At 64.4% G+C, this 14,700-nt stretch carries 12 protein-coding genes and 1 tRNA gene; 11 read left to right on the top strand and 2 right to left on the bottom strand.

Annotated elements, in window-relative coordinates:
- Window positions 1-39 precede the first annotated feature (39 nt).
- Window positions 40-747, top strand: coding sequence for a histidine phosphatase family protein (locus ACQR1I_RS11120; protein WP_434864636.1), 708 nt, complete (start codon window positions 40-42; stop codon window positions 745-747).
- A gap of 314 nt (window positions 748-1,061) precedes the next feature.
- Window positions 1,062-1,829, top strand: a complete 768-nt coding sequence (locus ACQR1I_RS11115) for an SDR family NAD(P)-dependent oxidoreductase (RefSeq protein ID WP_434864635.1) — start codon at window positions 1,062-1,064, stop codon at window positions 1,827-1,829.
- Between the two features lie 129 nt (window positions 1,830-1,958).
- Here ACQR1I_RS11115 and ACQR1I_RS11110 read toward each other — a convergent pair whose 3' ends face one another.
- Window positions 1,959-3,194 carry a serine hydrolase domain-containing protein gene (locus ACQR1I_RS11110; protein ID WP_434864634.1) on the bottom strand — a complete coding sequence of 412 codons (1,236 nt, stop codon included), beginning with the start codon at window positions 3,192-3,194 and terminating at the stop codon, window positions 1,959-1,961.
- A gap of 150 nt (window positions 3,195-3,344) precedes the next feature.
- On the opposite strand from ACQR1I_RS11110, the gene ACQR1I_RS11105 reads away from it, so the two are divergent.
- Window positions 3,345-3,420: transfer RNA gene (locus ACQR1I_RS11105), tRNA-Trp, on the top strand.
- Between the two features lie 104 nt (window positions 3,421-3,524).
- On the opposite strand, the gene ACQR1I_RS11100 is transcribed toward ACQR1I_RS11105, so the two are convergent.
- Window positions 3,525-4,769, bottom strand: coding sequence for an ABC transporter substrate-binding protein (locus ACQR1I_RS11100; protein WP_434864633.1), 1,245 nt, complete (start codon window positions 4,767-4,769; stop codon window positions 3,525-3,527).
- Between the two features lie 421 nt (window positions 4,770-5,190).
- On the opposite strand from ACQR1I_RS11100, the gene secE reads away from it, so the two are divergent.
- The 8 genes from secE to rpoB all read left to right on the top strand — a co-directional run bounded on the left by secE (window position 5,191) and on the right by rpoB (window position 14,697).
- On the top strand, window positions 5,191-5,382 hold the full coding sequence (gene secE / locus ACQR1I_RS11095; protein WP_015667634.1) for a preprotein translocase subunit SecE: 192 nt from the start codon (window positions 5,191-5,193) through the stop codon (window positions 5,380-5,382).
- Window positions 5,382-5,939 (top strand): transcription termination/antitermination protein NusG, encoded by a 558-nt coding sequence (gene nusG, locus ACQR1I_RS11090; protein ID WP_434864632.1) that lies wholly within the window; start codon window positions 5,382-5,384, stop codon window positions 5,937-5,939. Before secE ends, nusG begins: the two co-directional genes overlap by 1 nt.
- Before the next feature lie 394 nt (window positions 5,940-6,333).
- Window positions 6,334-6,762 (top strand): 50S ribosomal protein L11, encoded by a 429-nt coding sequence (gene rplK / locus ACQR1I_RS11085; protein WP_007602986.1) that lies wholly within the window; start codon window positions 6,334-6,336, stop codon window positions 6,760-6,762.
- A 6-nt stretch (window positions 6,763-6,768) separates the two neighbouring features.
- Complete coding sequence (rplA, locus tag ACQR1I_RS11080; protein WP_434864631.1) at window positions 6,769-7,461, top strand: 50S ribosomal protein L1; 693 nt, start codon at window positions 6,769-6,771, stop codon at window positions 7,459-7,461.
- A gap of 79 nt (window positions 7,462-7,540) precedes the next feature.
- Window positions 7,541-8,509 (top strand): 2-hydroxyacid dehydrogenase, encoded by a 969-nt coding sequence (locus ACQR1I_RS11075; protein ID WP_434864630.1) that lies wholly within the window; start codon window positions 7,541-7,543, stop codon window positions 8,507-8,509.
- Between the two features lie 575 nt (window positions 8,510-9,084).
- Window positions 9,085-9,603 (top strand): 50S ribosomal protein L10, encoded by a 519-nt coding sequence (rplJ, locus tag ACQR1I_RS11070; protein WP_315737590.1) that lies wholly within the window; start codon window positions 9,085-9,087, stop codon window positions 9,601-9,603.
- A 60-nt stretch (window positions 9,604-9,663) separates the two neighbouring features.
- Window positions 9,664-10,035 (top strand): 50S ribosomal protein L7/L12, encoded by a 372-nt coding sequence (rplL, locus tag ACQR1I_RS11065; RefSeq protein WP_434864629.1) that lies wholly within the window; start codon window positions 9,664-9,666, stop codon window positions 10,033-10,035.
- A gap of 543 nt (window positions 10,036-10,578) precedes the next feature.
- Window positions 10,579-14,697 (top strand): DNA-directed RNA polymerase subunit beta, encoded by a 4,119-nt coding sequence (gene rpoB / locus ACQR1I_RS11060; RefSeq protein ID WP_434864628.1) that lies wholly within the window; start codon window positions 10,579-10,581, stop codon window positions 14,695-14,697.
- Window positions 14,698-14,700: the final 3 nt, after the last annotated feature.

Here is a 14,700-nt window from a genome sequence, read left to right as displayed (position 1 = left end):
CACGTACAGCGAGACAGCTGCGGAGGGAAGGGTTACGCGATGTCAGCTGATGCAACGAAGCCTCCGGTCGTCACCACGCGCTGGTGGTGGGTGCGCCATGCGCCGGTCCGCAACGACGGCGGCAACATCTACGGCCAGTCCGACATCGCCTGCGACACTGGGGATCGCGAGGTGTTCGAGGCGGTGGCCAAGATCCTGCCGCGCAGCGCGGTGTGGTATGCGAGCAGCCTGATGCGCACGCACCAGACCGCGGAGGCGATCTGGGAGGCCGGTTTCCCGCGCCCTGCTGACATGATCAAGGAGGCCGCCTTTGCCGAGCAGCATCTCGGGCAATGGCAGGGCATGAACCGTGCCGCGTTCCTGGCGAGCCGTCCCGCCGGCAGCAACTGGTTCGCCGACATCGACGTGCCGGCGCCGGGCGGCGAGAGCTACATGGATCTTTACACCCGCGTCACGGCGGCGATCGCGCGCATCACGATGGCGGAAGCCGGCCGCGACGTGATCGCGGTCGGCCATGGCGGCACCATCAAGGCCGCGGTTGGGCTCGCGCTCGGCGGCCTCGTCGAGAAGGGCCTGGCCTTCGACATCGACAATTGCTCGGTGACCCGGCTCGATCACATCGTGAGCGGAGATGTCAGCTCATGGCGCCTGCCGATGGTCAATCAGCAGCCCTGGATCGCCGACGCCGCCCACCAGGCGATGCATCAGCCGGCCGGGCCGGAGGTGACGACGAGCAAGCTGGCGTGAAAGTGGGGCGGGTTGGTCGATGTTCTCTAGACATGATCTGATGACATCTCGCCACACGGGCGGTGCACCCTCTCCCCTTGTGGGAGAGGGGGGTATGACCGCCCACAGCGCGGTCATACCGGGTGAGGGGTCTCTCTCCGCGAAGATGGTGCCTGTGGAGACATACCCCTCACCCAACCGGGTTTGCGGCGCTGTCCTGCATGCCCTCTCCCACAAGGGGAGAGGGCGCAAATATTGGCACCGTAGAGACGCGTCACCGACCTTGCCGTGCGAATTTCGAGTCAATGACAACTAATAGCTAGGAGGAACTCCCCATGACCCTGTTCGACATGACCGGCAAGGTGGCCGTCATCACCGGATCGACCCGCGGCATCGGGCTGGCCATTGCCGAGCGCATGGCCGAGCACGGCGCCAAGGTGGTGATCTCGTCGCGCAAGGCTGATGTCTGCGAGGCCGTTGCCAAGGAGATCAACGAGCGGTTCGGCAAGGGCACGGCGGCCGCCGTTGCGGCCAACATCTCCAGCAAGGAGAACCTGCAGAACCTCGTCGACGAGGCCAACCGCATCTACGGCCAGATCGACGTTCTCGTCTGCAACGCCGCGTCGAACCCGTATTACGGGCCGCTCGCCGGCATCTCTGACGATCAGTTCCGGAAAATCCTGGACAACAACATCGTCGCCAACAACTGGCTGATCAGCATGGTGGTGCCGCAGATGATCGCGCGCAAGGATGGCTCTGTTATCATCGTCTCGTCGATCGGCGGCCTGAAGGGCTCGACCATCCTCGGCGCCTACGCGATCTCCAAGGCCGCCGACATGCAGCTGGCGCGCAACCTCGCCTGTGAATACGGCCCGCACAATGTGCGCGTGAACTGCATCGCGCCCGGCCTGATCAAGACCGACTTTGCCAAGGCGCTGTGGGACAATCCGGACAACCTGAAAGCCTCGACCGCGCGCTCGCCGCTGCTGCGCATCGGCATCCCCGATGAGATCGCCGGCGCCGCGGTGTTCCTGGGGTCCGCCGCCGGCAACTTCATGACCGGCCAGACCATGGTGATCGACGGCGGCGCGACGATCAGTTGAGGTCGATGCCGTCTCCCAGTTCTCCGTCATGGCCGGGCTTGTCCCGGCCATCCACGTCGAGCGGCATATGCGGAACGACGTGGATGCCCGGGTCAAGCCCGGGCATGACGACGGAGAGAGTATGCGCCCTCACTCCACCGCCGCGTACACCACGTCACGCACCAAAGTGCGGAGGTAGTCGCGTTGCCCCGGGGCCTGGGCCATGAACACGCAGAACAGTTCCTCCTTCGGATCGATCCAGAAGAAGGTGCCGGCGATGCCGCTCCAGAAGAAGGTGCCGGGCGAGCCGGGGAAGGGGGCGATGCCGGCGTCGCGGCGCACGGCGAAGCCGAGGCCGAAGCCGTGGCCGGGCGACAGCAGCGTGCCCTGCGTCTTGACGTGAGGACCGAGATGGTCGGAGGCCATCAGCTCGAGCGTCTTGCGGCCGACCAGCCGGTTGCCATCGAGGCTGCCCTTGTTGAGCAGCATGGCGCAGAACCGGGCGTAATCCATCGTGGTCGCCACCAGGCCGCCGCCGCCGGATTCCATCACCGGCTGCTCGGTCATCTTGAACAGGTTGACCGCCTCGCCGGTCCACGGATCCTTGGCGAACGGCTCGGCGAGCCGACCGGCATTGGCCTCGCTGGTGAAGAAGGCGGTCTCGTTCATGCCGAGCGGCGACAGGATGCGCTCGGCGAGGAAGGCGCCGAGCGCCTGACCCGCGACGACCTCGATGATTCGCCCGAGGATGTCGGTCGAGCGGCTGTAGTTGAATTCGGCGCCGGGCTGGCAGATCAACGGCAGGCCGGCCACGATGGTCGCGTGCTCTGCGTTCGTGATCTTGCGGCTGCGCACCCGCGACTGCTGGTACAACTGGTGCACCGGCCCGGTGCCGGTGTGCTCATACGCAAGGCCCGAGGTGTGGCGCAGCAGGTCCTGCACCGTCATCGGCTGGACGACCGGGACGAGCTCGAGCTTGCCACCGTTGTCGACTCCGACCTTCTGGTCGGCGAATTCCGGGATGAACTTGGCGACCGGATCGGACAGCAGCAGGTCGCCGTCCTCGACCAGCATCATGATCCCGAGCGAGACGATCGGCTTGGTCATCGAGAAGATGCGGAAGATCGAATCGGGCCGCATCGGGGTGTCGGCATCGGGCGCCTGGCGGCCGATGGCGTCGAACCAGCCGATCCGGCCGCGCCGGCCGACCAGCAGGGTGGCGCCCGGGATCGTTCCCTTGTCGGCCTCGCGCTTGAAGGCGTCCGACGCCCGCTGCAGCCGCGACGCGGAAAGGCCGAGCGCTTCCGGCCGGTCGTCTGGCAACGGCGGGCTCAGGGAGCGGAGGGCGGCAAGCGGGGCGCTGGAGGCGGCGGTCGGCGGGGTCATGGGCTCTCCCTGAAGTCCTGTTGTCGGTTTGCATCAAGTCTGGCGCGGAAGTTGTGCCCTGACCAGTCGATTTGCCCCATTGCACCCTTGCAATGGAGGGGAGGTCTATGCTTGAAAGCGCCCGAACCGGCGACGCAGTCCCGGCTCGCTAGGAGTGTAGCTCAATTGGTAGAGCACCGGTCTCCAAAACCGGGGGTTGGGAGTTCGAGCCTCTCCACTCCTGCCAGCGAGATAGCTGCCAGCGAGATCAAGCACTTAAGCCACACATCGACGAAGACTGTTCAGCCGGGGCCCGCGACATGCGAGCCCCGAACGCGTTTTGACGGACCCTTACGGTTTCACCAGCGGACACCCGCCGTCCTTCAGCGGCCGGAACACCTGGTCGCCGGGGACCTCCGCCAGCACCTTGTAATAGTCCCACGCAGCCTTCGATTCCTCCGGCTTCTTGACCTCGAACAGGAACATCGAGTGCACCATGCGGCCGTCCTCGCGCAGCACGCCGTTGTCGGTAAAGGCGTCGCGCACCGGGGTCTCGCGCATCTTGGCGAGTACCGGCTTGGTGTCGCGCGTGCCGGCGGCTTTCACCGCGTTGAGATAGTGCAGGGTGGCGCTGTAGGTCGCCGCCTGGTTCATGGTCGGCATCCGCTTCATCTTGTCAAAGAAGCGCTTGCCGAAGGCGCGGGTGCGGTCGTTGAGGTCCCAGTAGTAGGCCTCGGTGATGATCAGGCCCTGCGCCAGCTTCAAGCCGAGGCTGTGGATGTCGGAGATGAACATCACGATGCCGGCGAGGTTCTGGCCGCCGGCGACGATGCCGAACTCGGCGGCCTGCTTGATGGTGGTGATGGTGTCGCCGCCGCCATTGGCCATGCCGATGATCTTGGCCTTGCTGGCCTGCGCCTGCAGCAGGAAGGACGAGAAGTCCTGGTTGTTGAGCGGATGCCTGGCGCTGCCGATCACCTTGCCGCCGGCCGCGCGCACGACGTCGCCGGTGTCGCGCTCGATCGAATGGCCGAACAGGTAGTCCGCGGTGATGAAGAACCAGGTGTCGCCGCCGTTCTTGACGATCGCCTGGCCGACGGTGTGCGCATTGCCGTAGGTGTCGTAGGTCCAGTGCACGGTGTAGGGCGAGCAGGACTTGCCGGTGATATCGGAGCTCGCGGCATCCGTCACGATCATCAGCTTCTCGAATTGCTTCGACATCTCCATGCCGGCCAGCGCGGTGGCCGAGGTCGGCATGTCGATGACCATGTCGACGGCCTCGTTCTCGTACCATTTGCGCACGATCGAGGCGGCGATGTCGGCCTTGTTCTGCGGATCGGCACTGATGACCTCGATCGGCTTGCCGAACATCGTGCCGCCGAACTCCTCGATCGCGAGCTTGGTCGCCTCGAGATTGCCCTGGCCGCCGATGTCCGAATAGACCGACGAGAAGTCGCTGAGCACGCCGATCTTGAGCGGCGCCTGGGCGCGGGCAGGGGCGGCGGTGAGGGCGGCAAGACTGAGAGCAGCAAGGCTGAGAGCAGCAAGGCTGACCGCGGCAGCGCGTGTCAGTCCCTTGCCCAGGGCAAAGGTCATGGGTTTCCTCCTGATTGTTCTTGTGAAGCCGAGAATGAGCGGCCGCCGCAGGCCCGGCAAGAGCAGGAACTCCCCCGTCACGGGCATTTCGTCGCGGCAAGTGCTCGACCTGCCGTAGTGCGGAAATGGCCTGCCGCGGCACGAAAATCCGGTGTGAGACAGGGCGGGCCCGGCGCTGCCAAGGGAATGACCGGGACACCCCGGCCTGCCCATATCTTGACCTTTGGCCGTTCGGACAGTAGATATCGACGACCTGCAGCCGGCCCGCGACATGCGGATATCCGGCGCGGCTTTTCACTCCCCGAACAAGCGAGGCCGTGGATTCGGCTCATCTCTCCGACAAGAGGATGGGCCAAGGTCGGCTGTTCGGTTTTCCCTGTAAACTCTTCAACCGTCTGATGACGGACGCGGACCCCTGACGATGGCCACAAGCCCGTTCAAATTCCTGCAGGAAGTGCGCTCGGAGACCACGAAGGTCACCTGGCCGACCCGTCGCGAGGTCACCATCACCACGATCATGGTGTTCGTGATGGTGGCGCTGGCCTCGATCTTCTTCTTCGCCGCCGATCAGATCATCCGTTATCTCATCACTCTCGTGCTGGGCATCCACTGATGGCAACCGCAACGCAAAGCTCCGATAAGCGCTGGTACATCGTCCACGCCTACTCGAACTTCGAGAAGAAGGTCGCCGAGTCGATCCGCGAGCAGGCCAAGCAGCGCAATCTCGAGGACCTGTTCGAGCAGGTGCTGGTGCCGATCGAGAAGGTCACCGAGGTGCGCCGCGGCCGCAAGATTGACGCCGAGCGCAAGTTCTTCCCCGGCTATGTGCTGGTGAAGATGAAGCTGACCGACGAGGCGTTTCACCTGATCAAGAACACGCCCAAGGTGACCGGCTTCCTCGGCGCCGAGAACAAGCCGATGCCGATCTCCGAAGGCGAGGCGATGCGCATCCTGAACCAGATGCAGGAGGGCGTGGAGCGGCCGAAATCGTCGGTGTCGTTCGAGATCGGCGAGAACGTCCGCGTCGCCGACGGCCCGTTCGCCTCGTTCTCCGGCGTGGTCGAGGAAATCGACGAGGGCCGTTCGCGCCTCAAGGTCGCGGTCTCGATCTTCGGCCGCGCCACCCCGGTCGAGCTGGAGTTCAACCAGGTCGAGAAGGTGGTCGGTTAAGGTCAAAGGCTCTCGCCGTCATTCCGGGGCAGCCCGCAGGGCTGAGCTCGGAATCCATAACCCCAGGCGCGAATGGGACGGCGAACTGCCAGCTCCAGCGTGCCCCACACGGCATCCTGTGGCTATGGATTCCGGGCTCGCCCTCGCGGGCGCCCCGGAATGACGGGGAGGAGGGAGCTCGGCTCTCAACTCTTTCCTTTTCGTCCGATCTCGTGTATCGGGCGCCCTTCGCTCCCCAATCGGGGGGCGATTTCGTTCGTGGGAGGCGCGACCGGCTTTGCCAGCCGGAGAAAGCGCGCCGGACCACGGTCCCAAACCTCGCCCGACGGGTTTTGTCGCCCAGAGGGCGGTGCGTTCGCATTAGGCAAAAGCGCGAACGCGTTGGAGAATCAGAATGGCAAAGAAAGTAACCGGTTACCTGAAGCTTCAGGTCCCGGCCGGCGCGGCGAACCCGTCGCCTCCGATCGGCCCCGCGCTCGGTCAGCGCGGTCTGAACATCATGGAGTTCTGCAAGGCGTTCAACGCGCAGACCCAGAAGGAAGAGAAGAACACCCCGATCCCGGTGGTCATCACCATTTACGCGGACCGGTCCTTCACCTTCGAGATGAAGACCCCGCCGATGTCCTTCTTCCTCAAGCAGGCCGCCAAGATCCAGTCGGGCTCCAAGGCCCCGGGTCGTGACAAGGCCGGCGCGGTGACCAAGGCGCAGGTGCGCGAGATCGCCGAGAAGAAGATGAAGGACCTGAATTGCGACTCGATCGAGTCGGCCATGAAGATGGTCGAGGGCTCCGCCCGCTCGATGGGTCTGGAAGTTGCGGGGTAAGCTGCCATGGCTATCGGAAAGCGTTTGAAGAAGGCCCGCGAGGGCGTCGACCGCACCAAGCTCTACCCGCTTGCTGATGCGATCAAGATGGTCAAGGAACGCGCCACCTCGAAGTTCGACGAGACCATCGAGGTCGCGATCAACCTCGGCGTCGATCCGCGTCACGCCGACCAGATGGTCCGTGGCGTTGTCATGCTGCCGAACGGCACCGGCCGTACGCTGCGCGTCGGCGTGTTCGCCCGCGGTGCCAAGGCCGACGAGGCCAAGGCCGCCGGAGCCGACGTGGTCGGCGCGGAGGACCTGGTCGAGAAGGTGCAGAACGGCAACATCGATTTCGACCGCTGTATCGCCACCCCCGACATGATGCCGCTGGTCGGCCGTCTCGGTAAGGTGCTCGGTCCGCGCGGCATGATGCCGAACCCGAAGATCGGCACCGTGACCATGGACGTCGCCGGCGCCGTGAAGGGTGCCAAGGGCGGCTCGGTCGAGTTCCGCGTCGAGAAGGCCGGCATCATCCAGGCCGGCGTCGGCAAGGCCTCGTTCGGCGAGGACAAGCTGGTCGAGAACATCAAGGCGCTGGCGGATGCGGTCGTGAAGGCCAAGCCGGCAGGCGCCAAGGGCACCTATGTCCAGCGCGTCGCCGTGTCGTCGACGATGGGCCCGGGCGTCAAGGTCGAGCCGGGCACCGTGCTCGCGTAAGCGGCCAAGCATGCGATAGAATTAGAAGGGCGGGATCGTTCATCGATCCCGCCCTTCGCATTTTGGAGTCCCCGCCGACATGCCCGACAAGGTCCTGATCTACTCCCGCCTGCCAAAATCCCTGACCCAGCGCTTTGCCGACCGCTTCGACCTGCTCGACACCGCCGGTAAGCCGGCGCACGAGGTGTTTCCGGCGGACGAGGTGGCGCAGGTGCGGGCGCTGATCACGGCGGGCGGCACGCCGCTCGGCGCGGCGGAGATGGATCAATTGCCGGCGCTGGGGGCGATCGTCTGCTATGGCACCGGCTATGACGGTGTCGACCTGAAGGCGGCAGCGGCGCGCAACATTGTGGTCGGCAATAGCCCGGGAGCGAACGCGGCTGCGGTCGCCGATGTCGCCGTCATGCTGATGCTGGCGAGCACGCGGCGGCTGATGGTGGCCGACGCTTACGTCCGCGATGGCGGCTGGGCCGGGGCCAAGCCGTCACCGCTGATGAAACCGCCGCCGAGCCTCGCCGGCTGCAAGGTCGGCGTCTACGGCATGGGCGAGATCGGCCGCAAGATCGCCGCGCGCGTCGCCGCGTTCGAGACCGAGGTCGGCTATTTCAACCGCACCCGCTACGACGAACTGCCTTATCAATACTTCCCAAGCCTCGATGCGCTCGCCGAATGGTGCACCGTGCTGATGATCGCCGTCCGCGCCAGCGCCGAGACCACGCATGTCGTCGATGCGGAGCTGCTCAAGAAGCTCGGTTCCGACGGCCATATCGTCAACATCTCGCGTGGCTCCGTGATCGACGAACAGGCGCTGCTGGCTGCGCTGAAGGAAGGCGTCATCGCAGGCGCCGGGCTCGACGTGTTCGAGACCGAACCTCATGTTCCGGATGAACTGACCGCGCTACCCAATGTGGTGGTGACGCCCCATATCGGGGGCAACACGCGGGAATCGCATGTCGCGATGCAGGCCTGCGTGGTGGCCAATCTCACGGCCTTCTTCGCGGGTGAGAAGCTGCCTTATGCGGTATCGGGGTCTCGGCAGACCTCATAAGCTACATTAAGGGCCTGCACCCGAGGCGCGGGCCACCTAATTGGTGCGAAAATTGCTCTCGGGGGTCTTGGCAAGTCGTCATCGACCCGTTAAAGAACCGGCTTCCGGGCGGGCTGGCTGTTGCTGGCGCGTCCGTGCGCGCATTCCGAAAGCCTAGGGAGCCAGCATTCCTTTTGAGGATATCCGTTTGGATTTCTCGGAAGGAAGAAGGATCTTTCTGCTCTCGAAAATGCCGCAGGGGAGGTCGGTCCGCCGATCCCTCGAATCCTGTCCGAGACTGCAGGCGCCGGCGCGGAAGTTCAACTTCCTCAATGGCTTAATCGTATGGCCTGCATAGACGGGTGAAAACCGGATTTCGGCATGTCCACTGCGCTGGCCGCACTGGCATGCAGGTTTGGTTCGAACCTCGACACTCCCCGGGCCGAGAGGCCTTGGGAAGGGCAGGCTATTCATCGTCGCGCTGCCTGACGTGTCCTCATGGGTTCTAGCGTCCAGAGGTCGGGTTTGGTGGGGCGGCGGGTTTAACCCGGCGGTCCCGCTTTCGGGCGAAGGCCGCCAACCGGAGAGAGCTTGCTGTGGAACGAGCGGCAAAGAAAGAGGCGGTCGAGGAACTGCACGAGGTCTTCAAGACCACGGGCGTCGCGGTCGTCGCTCACTATTCCGGCCTTACCGTGGCCCAGATGCAGAAGCTGCGCATGCAGATGAAGCAGGCTGGCGCGTCGGTGAAGGTCTCGAAGAACCGTCTCGCCAAAATTGCTCTTGAAGGCACGGACGTCGTCGGCATCGGCCCCCTGTTGAAGGGGCCGACCGTGATCGCAACTTCAAACGATCCTGTCGCGGCGCCCAAGGTTGCCATGGAATTCGCCAAGGCGAACGAGAAGTTCGTCATCCTCGGCGGCTCCATGGGTAAAACCGTCCTGAATGTCGACAGCGTCAAGGCGCTCGCCTCGCTGCCGTCGTTGGACGAACTGCGCGGCAAGCTCGTCGGCCTGATCCAGGCTCCGGCGACCAAGCTGGCCCAGCTCGCCAACGCACCCGCGGCCAAGGTCGCGCGCGTCATTCAGGCTCATGCCTCAAAGGGCGAAGCGGCCTGACGCCCTTCGCAAACACTCACAACCTGGTTTCGAACCGAACCACACTAAAGGACTACATCAATGGCTGACCTGCAGAAGATCGTCGACGACCTCTCGGCCCTCACCGTTCTCGAGGCCGCTGAGCTCGCCAAGCTCCTGGAAGAGAAGTGGGGCGTGTCCGCCGCTGCCGCCGTCGCGGTTGCTGGCCCTGCCGCTGCCGCTGCCGCTCCGGCGGAAGAGAAGACCGAGTTCACCGTTGTCCTGGCTTCGGCCGGCGACAAGAAGATCGAGGTCATCAAGGAAGTCCGCGCCATCACCGGCCTGGGCCTGAAGGAAGCCAAGGACCTGGTCGAGGGTGCTCCGAAGCCGGTCAAGGAAGGCGTCAACAAGGACGAGGCCGAGAAGATCAAGGCTCAGCTCGAGAAGGCTGGCGCCAAGATCGACCTCAAGTAATCGTTCCGATTACGTGCGGAGCCTCGGTCGGCCACCGGGCCGGCTGGGAGCTTTCGAGAGAGATCGGTGACCGGGCGGTAACATTGCCCGGTCATCATGCCGACAAGGAGTTTTGCAGGGGTAGCGGGCGGGCTCGCGAATGCTGCAAAAGGCGTGCAACAGGATCGCCCGTTGCGGGCCGAACACGGAAAAGTGTGGAGATTGTGGGGCTTGCCCCTCGAATCTCGGTTATCGTCGGCCCATATTGGGCCGGTAGCACGAAAAGCCGGTTATCGGTGGAGCACCATCTCCGTCGTGGACCGTTGGGAGACAGGCAATTTCGGGCTTTTGCAGTCCGTGACGAGATGGTTCTGACGAGCGGGTGCGCCCTCGCGCCTCGCGCGTCGTTTTGCGTTTTGGTGTTCTGAAGAACAGATCTGGGACGTTTCCGTTCCGCGTTCTGTGCCTCAGACCTTCGAAATGGATCGAAATTCAACCCGGGACGGTGGTGGCAGCCGCTGTTTCGGAAGGTTCGCCCCTCCGGCGACGACATGAGAGGCCACGATGGCGCAGCAGACATTCACCGGTCGCAAACGCGTTCGCAAGTTCTTTGGACACATCAAGGAAGTCGCGGAGATGCCGAACCTCATCGAGGTTCAGAAGGCGTCCTACGACCAGTTTTTGATGGTCGACGAGCCCACGGGCGGCCGGCCGGACGAGGGCCTGCAGGCGGTATTCCGCTCGGTGTTCCCGATCTCCGACTTCTCGGGCACCTCGATGCTGGAATTCGTCCGCTACGAGTTCGAGCCGCCGAAGTATGACGTCGACGAGTGCCGCCAGCGCGGCATGACCTTCGCTGCGCCGCTCAAGGTGACGCTCCGCCTCATCGTGTTCGATATCGACGAGGAAACCGGCGCCAAGTCGGTCAAGGACATCAAGGAGCAGGACGTGTACATGGGCGACATCCCGCTCATGACCATGAACGGCACCTTCATCGTCAACGGCACCGAGCGCGTAATCGTCTCGCAGATGCACCGTTCGCCGGGCGTGTTCTTCGACCACGACAAGGGCAAGACTCATTCGTCGGGCAAGCTGTTGTTCGCTGCTCGCGTCATCCCGTATCGCGGCTCCTGGCTCGACATCGAGTTCGACGCCAAGGACATCGTGTTCGCGCGCATCGACCGCCGCCGCAAGTTGCCGGTGACGTCGCTGATGTTCGCGCTCGGCCTCGACGGCGAGACCATCCTGTCGACCTTCTACAAGAAGCTGATCTACAAGCGCATCAAGGAAGGCTGGCGCGTTCCGTTCGACGCCAACCGCTTCCGCGGCTATTCGACCGTCAACGACCTGATCGACGCCGACACCGGCAAGGTCGTGCTCGAGGCCGGCAAGAAGCTCACCGTCCGTGCCGCCCGCCAGCTCCAGGAGAAGGGGCTGAAGGCGCTGCGCATGTCGGATGAGGAGCTGCTCGGCAACTACATCGCCGAGGATCTCGTCAACCCGAAGACCGGCGAGATCTACGCCGAGGCCGGCGAGGAGATCACCGACAAGCTGTTCAAGGTGCTGAACGAGCAGGGCTACAAGGACCTGCCGCTGCTCGACATCGACCACGTCAATGTCGGCCCCTACATCCGCAACACGCTGTCGGCCGACAAGAACATGACGCGTGAGGACGCGCTGTTCGACATCTACCGCGTGATGCGTCCGGGTGAGCCGCCGACGCTCGATTCCGCGCAGGCGATGTTCCAGTCGCTGTTCTTCGACGCCGAGCGTTACGACCTGTCCGCGGTCGGCCGCGTCAAGATGAACATGCGCCTCGAGCTTGATGCGCCGGACACACAGCGCACGCTGCGCAAGGAAGACATCCTGGCGGTCATCAAGACCCTGGTCGACCTGCGCGATGGCAAGGGCGAGATCGACGACATCGACCATCTCGGCAACCGCCGCGTCCGCTCGGTCGGCGAGCTGATGGAGAACCAGTACCGCATCGGTCTGCTCCGCATGGAGCGCGCCATCAAGGAGCGCATGTCGAGCGTCGACATCGACACCGTGATGCCGCAGGACCTGATCAACGCCAAGCCTGCAGCTGCTGCGGTGCGCGAGTTCTTCGGCTCGTCGCAGCTGTCGCAGTTCATGGACCAGACCAACCCGCTGTCGGAGATCACCCACAAGCGCCGCCTGTCGGCGCTTGGACCGGGCGGTCTGACCCGCGAGCGCGCCGGCTTCGAGGTGCGCGACGTGCATCCGACGCATTACGGCCGCATCTGCCCGATCGAGACGCCGGAAGGTCCGAACATCGGCCTGATCAACTCGCTGGCGACGTTCGCCCGCGTCAACAAGTATGGCTTCGTCGAGACGCCGTACCGCAAGGTCAAGGACGGCCGCGTCACCGACGAGGTGGTGTATCTGTCCGCGATGGAGGAAGGGCGCTACCGCGTCGCGCAGGCCAACGTGCCGCTCGATGCCAAGGGCCGCTTCACCGAGGACCTGGTGGTCTGCCGTCACGCCGGCGAAGTCGTGCCGATGACGCCGGACAAGGTCGACTACATGGACGTGTCGCCGAAGCAGCTCGTTTCGGTCGCAGCGGCCCTGATCCCGTTCCTCGAGAACGACGACGCCAACCGCGCGCTGATGGGCTCGAACATGCAGCGCCAGGCGGTGCCGCTGGTTCGCGCCGAGGCGCCGTTCGTCGGTACCGGCATGGAAGGCGTGGTCGCCCGTGACTCGGGCGCTGCGATCGCGGCGCGCCGCTCGGGTGTGATCGACCAGATCGACGCCACCCGCGTCGTCATCCGCGCCACCGAAGATCTCGATCCGACCAAGTCGGGCGTCGACATCTACCGGCTGATGAAGTTCCAGCGCTCCAACCAGTCGACCTGCATCAACCAGCGTCCGCTGGTGAAGGTCGGCGATATCGTCAAGAAGGGCGACATCATCGCCGACGGTCCGTCGACCGATCTCGGCGAGCTCGCGCTCGGCCGCAACGTGCTGGTCGCGTTCATGCCTTGGAATGGCTACAACTTCGAAGACTCGATCCTGCTCTCCGAGCGGATCGTGAAGGAAGATGTCTTCACCTCGATCCACATCGAGGAGTTCGAGGTGATGGCCCGCGATACCAAGCTGGGTCCGGAGGAAATCACGCGCGACATTCCGAACGTGTCGGAAGAGGCGCTGAAGAACCTCGACGAAGCCGGCATCGTCTACATCGGCGCGGAAGTGCGCGCCGGCGACATCCTGGTCGGCAAGATCACGCCGAAGGGCGAGAGCCCGATGACGCCGGAAGAGAAGCTGCTGCGCGCCATCTTCGGCGAGAAGGCCTCGGACGTGCGCGACACCTCGCTGCGGGTGCCGCCGGGCGTGCAGGGCACGATCGTCGAGGTCCGCGTGTTCAACCGCCACGGCGTCGACAAGGACGAGCGTGCGCTGGCGATCGAGCGGGAAGAGATCGAGCGTCTGGCCAAGGACCGCGACGACGAGCAGGCGATCCTGGACCGCAACGTCTACAGCCGTCTCGCCGACATGCTGGATGGCCGCCAGGGCATTTCCGGCCCGAAGGGCTTCAAGAAGGACACCAAGATCACCCGCGCGGTGCTCGACGAGTATCCGAAGTCGCAGTGGTGGCTGTTCGCCTCCGCCAACGACAAGCTGATGGCCGAGATCGAGGCCATGCGGAAGCAGTACGACGAGTCGAAGAAGGGCCTCGAGCAGCGCTTCCTCGACAAGGTCGAGAAGCTGCAGCGTGGCGACGAACTGCCGCCCGGCGTGATGAAGATGGTCAAGGTCTTCGTCGCGGTGAAGCGCAAGATTCAGCCGGGCGACAAGATGGCCGGCCGTCACGGCAACAAGGGCGTCGTCTCCAAGATCGTGCCGATCGAGGACATGCCGTTCCTCGAGGACGGTACCCATGCGGACATCGTGTTGAACCCGCTGGGCGTGCCGTCGCGCATGAACGTCGGTCAGATCCTCGAGACGCATCTCGGCTGGGCTTGCGCCGGCCTCGGCAGGCGCATCGCCCAGACGGTCGATGCCTATCTGTCGAAGCAGGACGTCAAGCCGCTGAAGGAGACCTTGAAGCGGATCTACGGCGAGGACGAGACCATCAAGTCGCTCAACGACAATGAGCTGCTGGAGCTGGGTCACAATCTGAGCCGCGGCGTGCCGATCGCCACCCCGGTGTTCGACGGCGCCAAGGAAGCCGACATCGAGGAGATGCTGAAGCTCGCTGGCATGGACGCGTCGGGCCAGTCGACCGTCTATGACGGCCGCACCGGCGATGCGTTCGACCGCAAGGTCACCGTCGGCTACATCTACATGCTCAAGCTGCACCATCTCGTCGACGACAAGATCCATGCCCGTTCGATCGGCCCGTACTCGCTGGTCACTCAGCAGCCGCTGGGCGGCAAGGCCCAGTTCGGCGGCCAGCGCTTCGGCGAAATGGAGGTGTGGGCGCTCGAGGCTTATGGCGCGGCCTACACGCTGCAGGAGATGCTGACGGTGAAGTCGGACGACGTCGCCGGCCGCACCAAGGTCTACGAGGCGATCGTGCGCGGCGACGACACGTTCGAGGCCGGTATTCCGGAATCGTTCAACGTGCTGGTCAAGGAAATGCGCTCGCTCGGCCTCAACGTCGACCTGCACAACTCCAAGCTCGGACCGGCGCCGACGTCGGAAGCCGCCGAGTAGTTC

This window comes from Bradyrhizobium sp. HKCCYLS2038, from assembly GCF_051167655.1.
GTDB lineage: Bacteria > Pseudomonadota > Alphaproteobacteria > Rhizobiales > Xanthobacteraceae > Bradyrhizobium.
The sequence above is the reverse complement of the archived record's forward strand: the minus strand, read 5'-3'. Positions and strand labels throughout refer to the sequence as shown.

Coding starts and splice junctions, on each gene's coding strand:
- ACQR1I_RS11120 (WP_434864636.1), top strand. CDS start 40: ATGTCAGCTGATGCAACGAAGCCTCCGGTCGTCACCACGCGCTGGTGG.
- ACQR1I_RS11115 (WP_434864635.1), top strand. CDS start 1,062: ATGACCCTGTTCGACATGACCGGCAAGGTGGCCGTCATCACCGGATCG.
- ACQR1I_RS11110 (WP_434864634.1), bottom strand. CDS start 3,194: ATGACCCCGCCGACCGCCGCCTCCAGCGCCCCGCTTGCCGCCCTCCGC.
- ACQR1I_RS11100 (WP_434864633.1), bottom strand. CDS start 4,769: ATGACCTTTGCCCTGGGCAAGGGACTGACACGCGCTGCCGCGGTCAGC.
- secE (WP_015667634.1), top strand. CDS start 5,191: ATGGCCACAAGCCCGTTCAAATTCCTGCAGGAAGTGCGCTCGGAGACC.
- nusG (WP_434864632.1), top strand. CDS start 5,382: ATGGCAACCGCAACGCAAAGCTCCGATAAGCGCTGGTACATCGTCCAC.
- rplK (WP_007602986.1), top strand. CDS start 6,334: ATGGCAAAGAAAGTAACCGGTTACCTGAAGCTTCAGGTCCCGGCCGGC.
- rplA (WP_434864631.1), top strand. CDS start 6,769: ATGGCTATCGGAAAGCGTTTGAAGAAGGCCCGCGAGGGCGTCGACCGC.
- ACQR1I_RS11075 (WP_434864630.1), top strand. CDS start 7,541: ATGCCCGACAAGGTCCTGATCTACTCCCGCCTGCCAAAATCCCTGACC.
- rplL (WP_434864629.1), top strand. CDS start 9,664: ATGGCTGACCTGCAGAAGATCGTCGACGACCTCTCGGCCCTCACCGTT.
- rpoB (WP_434864628.1), top strand. CDS start 10,579: ATGGCGCAGCAGACATTCACCGGTCGCAAACGCGTTCGCAAGTTCTTT.